Source organism: Protofrankia coriariae (assembly GCF_001017755.1).
Taxonomy (GTDB): Bacteria; Actinomycetota; Actinomycetes; order Frankiales; family Frankiaceae; genus Protofrankia; species Protofrankia coriariae.
In genome coordinates this window covers 7,359-11,375 of record NZ_JWIO01000072.1, presented here as the reverse complement: position 1 = coordinate 11,375, position 4,017 = coordinate 7,359, and the positions used below count along the sequence as shown (strand labels likewise).

The 4,017-nt window shown below is 75.6% G+C and carries 4 protein-coding genes; all 4 read right to left on the bottom strand.

Features of this window, described 5'->3' with window-relative positions; all coding sequences use genetic code 11:
* A partial coding sequence (locus FrCorBMG51_RS23715) for a baseplate J/gp47 family protein (protein WP_052914988.1) occupies nucleotides 1–1,195 on the bottom strand: 1,195 nt, incomplete at its 3' end.
* Nucleotides 1,192–1,662 carry a hypothetical protein gene (locus tag FrCorBMG51_RS23710; protein ID WP_047225225.1) on the bottom strand — a complete coding sequence of 157 codons (471 nt, stop codon included), beginning with the start codon at nucleotides 1,660–1,662 and terminating at the stop codon, nucleotides 1,192–1,194. The genes FrCorBMG51_RS23710 and FrCorBMG51_RS23715, both read right to left, overlap by 4 nt.
* A complete protein-coding gene (locus FrCorBMG51_RS23705) occupies nucleotides 1,659–1,805 on the bottom strand; it encodes a hypothetical protein (RefSeq protein ID WP_157180651.1) in 147 nt (48 codons plus the stop codon). The genes FrCorBMG51_RS23710 and FrCorBMG51_RS23705 overlap by 4 nt, the downstream gene beginning before the upstream one ends.
* Before the next feature lie 1,668 nt (nucleotides 1,806–3,473).
* On the bottom strand, nucleotides 3,474–4,017 hold a 544-nt coding region (locus FrCorBMG51_RS23695), incomplete at its 5' end, for a hypothetical protein (protein WP_200902581.1).

The window sequence follows — 4,017 nt, the reverse complement described above, 5'->3', positions numbered from 1 at the left end:
CCTCGCTGTACCGGACCGGCTCGCCGATCCGCAGCCGGCCGACGTAGCGCCGGATCCGGTCGACGATCCGGCCGACGAGCGCGGTGGTGCCGGCCGACGTCCCGGTGTCGGACGCCGCGAGGCCGTCCAGCGAGAGCCGGACCCGCAGGCCGACCCCGACCTGGAGTGCCTGCTCGATGGACGGCGCGATGCCGATCGGCCGGACCGTGTCGACGGCCTGGCGCACCCGGTCGGCGAGCTGGCCGGGCCCGTCCCAGACGGCGGACTCGTCGGGGGCGACGAGAACCGTGACGTAGTAGGGGTTCCCGAGGCTGCGCTGCTCGCTGAAGAGCCGCTCCGCGAAGGAGAAGTTGCCGTAGATCGACTGGTTGACGTCGAGGCCGCCGTAGAGGTCCCTGACGAGGACCTGCCGGACCCCGGGGACGAGCGACACCGCGACCCGCAGGGCGTCCGGCGTCCACAGCGTGCGCGGGTAGGCGAGCAGCAGGTCCCGGTAGGTCTCGTCGGACCAGGTGAGGCTGCCGCCCTCAAGCTTTTCACCGTGGGTGATCGTCAGCGTCCCGGCGGTGACGAGCGCGGCCGCGCCCGACGTCCGGGCGTCCGCCGGGTCGAAGGCGTCGATGCGGCCCGGGGTGTCGCCGTCGACCTGTGCCGCCGGGTCGAGGTCGCCGCCCGGGCCGGGCTCGAACGCGGTGACCGCTGCGGTCACGCTCCGGGTCACGCCGTCGAGCCGGACCGGGTCGGCGAGGAACACCGACGTGCCGCCGCGGGACCGCAGCCGGCTGCCGCGCGGCAGCGTGAGCTGTGGGACCTCCGGCGGCAGGTCACCGGCCAGCGCGAGCCTGACGGTGCCGGTCGCGCGGTGGAACGGGCGGGTCAGGCCGAGTTCGGCGCCGAGCCGGGACAGCGCCTCCCCGGTGGCCGTCGAGACGAAGGAGTCGTCGAAGACGAGGCCGAGGTGGCTCCACATCCGGGCGTCCTCGACGCTGACGAGCTCCAGCAGGGTGCGCAGCACGCTGCCGGACGTCAGGTCGACGTCGGCGCCGAAGAGCGCCCGGGCGAGGGCGATCTTCTCGTCGAGGATGCGCCCGACCGGCTTGGGCACGAAGCCGGCCGCGGTCACGCCGTGGTCGAGGCCGCTCGCGGTGCTGCGGGCGAGCGCGTCGAGGTCCGCGCCGGTCGTCGGGTCGGTCATCCGAGGTCCACCTCTCCGAGGGTCATGGGTACATCGGTGCCGAGGACGGTCCGCACCGTGGCGCGCACGACCTGGCGCCGGCTGGCGTCGAGCGGTTCGAGGGTGACGTCCACGACGTCCACGACCCGCGCGTCGGCGAGCAGGGTCCGCACGACGGCGACGCGGAGCAGCTCGTCGCGCAGCAGCGGCCCGAGGGCGAGTGCGAGCACCCGCAGGCCGTCGAACCCGAAGCCGGTGTCGAACAGGTCGCTGCCGACCGGGGTGAGCAGGGCGACCGCGAGGTCCTGGGCGAGGTTGTCCGGGCCTTCGACGAGCCGCGGCCCGCCGGCCCCCCAGGCGAGGTCCACCGCGGGCTGCCCACCCGGGACGGGGACGAGCGCGAGGCCCCGGCCGAGAACAGCCCGGCCGAGGACGGCCTGACCATGGGCGCTGTCGGGCGGCGCGGTCACGCCCGGGTCGGCGCTCACGCCGTCCCCTTGTTCACCTCGACGCCGCTCTTCACCGTCATGACGACCTTCTCTCCGTTGAGCCGGATCTCCTTGTCGGTGGAGATCGTGATGTTGCCATCGGCGTCGATGGAGATCGACGCGTTGCCCTTCTTCGTCTTCACGGTGAGGACGCCGGCGGCGGGGGTGTCGGGGCGTTTGCCGACATTCGGCATCGAGTCCTCGCCGACGGTGAGCTCGAAGCCGAGGACATTGACGACGCGGGCGCCTCTGGCGTCGACGAGGTCGCTCGCCACCCTGCCGTCCGGCGCCGGTGTGACGTCATCCCCGTCCGTTGCCGGGGCGACGTTCGTCGGCAGGGTGAGCCACCAGTCGCCGGCCTGGCTGCTCGGCTCGGTGCCCTCGTCCCACACGCAGCCCGCGACGACCGCGTTGCGCGGGTCGCCGTCGTGGTTGAGCTGGACGACCCGGGTGCCCGGGTAGTGCGGGACGACGAGCCCGGTGCCGCCGTAGGCGAAGGGTGTGACGTAGGGCTTGTCCGTGAGGCNGGCGGGGCGGCCTGGGCGAGGCCGTCGTCGAGGTCGAGCCGCTGGGCGTGCCGCCGCTCCGAGGCCGCGACGGACTGCGCGGTGACGATGCCGGCGTCCACCGCGCGGCGTGACCGGGCCATCGTGCCGATCCGGGCGTCGATCGTCTCGGCGACCCGGTGCGCCTCGGCGGTGGGCCCGGGCTGCTTCGCGGCCGCGCCGACGCCCTCGACGCGCAGTTTCGTCGTGAAGCCGGTGGTGCGGCCGAGGGTGTGCGTCACCGAGACGACCCGGAAGTCGCGGGGTTTCGCCTGGGTGGGCGGGGCAAGCAGGCCGACGATCGGGGCCGCGAGCGCGGCGGCGCCGCCGATGGCGCCGACGACGGAGTCGGCGAGACCCGCCGCCGCCTTCTTCTTCACCACCTCCGGGAGGCGGATCGTGACGGCGTCCCCCACCTTGATGTCCGGGCGGCCGAGGAGCATGACGTCCCAGGCGTCGGCGGTGGAGGTGGCGAACGGGTCGTCCCTGGCCGGGTCGTCGTGCTCGTAGGGTGCCGGGGTCGCATCGACGAGACCGGTCGCGGTGTCCAGGGGGTGGCTGTTCGCGCCGGTGAGCCTGGTGGTCCAGGTGCCGACGTGCACCGTCCCGTCGCGCAGCAGGACGGGGATCCGGCCGTGTGGGGCGTCCGGGAAGGCGCCGCGGGCGAGCGCCTGGACGGCGTCCGCGATCCGGTCTCCGGCGCGCAGCTCGGTCCTGCCGTCGATCGTCGGGTGGTTCCCCTCCGCGACGACGGTGACCGCGGGTGTGAGCGAGCCGAGCAGGGCACGCAGCCAGTCCACGACGGTCCCCTGGGCGGGCAGCGGGGTGCCGGAGACGAAGGAGCGCCGCAGCCGCGCCCAGGTGGAGTCGACGCCGCTGAACCGGGTGCGGTAGCGGACGTCGCCCGCGGTCCGCTCGAGCGCGGTGATCCGGCCCGCCAGGACGGTTGTCAGGGTCGACGTCCGGGCCGGGCCGAGGCCCACGGCGGCGAGCACGCTGGCGCCGGCGGACAGGAACGAGCCCGGGGTGTCCCGCCAGCCGAGCGCGATCTCGACCTCGGGGTACGGGCCGCCGAGGATCGCGTCGACGTCCTGCTGGCTCATCCCGTCGACTGTCACGGTGAACGTGGGCGCGCTCCACGTGCTCTCGAAGGCGACCTGGATCTCCGCGTCGTACCCGGAGCGGTCGACGCTGACCGGAGGCCTGCTGCCGGCCGCGGCCGGCGCGGCCCGGAAGTCCAGCCGCCAGCCGGCGTCGAAGCCGACGTCAGACGAGCCCGGCATAGGGGTCCTCCTCCCGGACGGACGGCCCGCCGCCGGGCTGTCCTGCGACGGACCGCTCGGCGGCGGGCGCCGCGGCGAGGGTGCGCCAGCCGACGGACAGCCGGGCGCCGGTGGGCCCGGCGGCGACGAGTGCCCCGGCGGTGACGGTCACCTCGTCGACGAGCAGGTGGCCGCGCAGCCGGCCGTCGTCGAGGACGGCGACCGGCCGCCCCGGGCGCGGCGGGATGGCGGCGAGCACGCGGCGCCCGGCGACGACGAGGACGACGACCCGCACCTCGGCGCCGGACAGGGTCGGCCCGGGCGGCGCGGTGAGCGCCGCGACCGCGACGGACCGCGCGAGCTCCGGGAGGTCCCGCGCCGCGACGGGCCCGGGGCCCGGACGGCGTTCGAGGCAGGCGGCCGACGTCCACACGGTGCGGCCCGGGGCGGCGCCGAGGACGGCCGCGAGGTCGCCGGCCACGGCGACGACGACGGCGCGCAGGTCGCCGTCCGGCACCGGTAGCGGCGCCGCGACCGGCAGGCCGCCG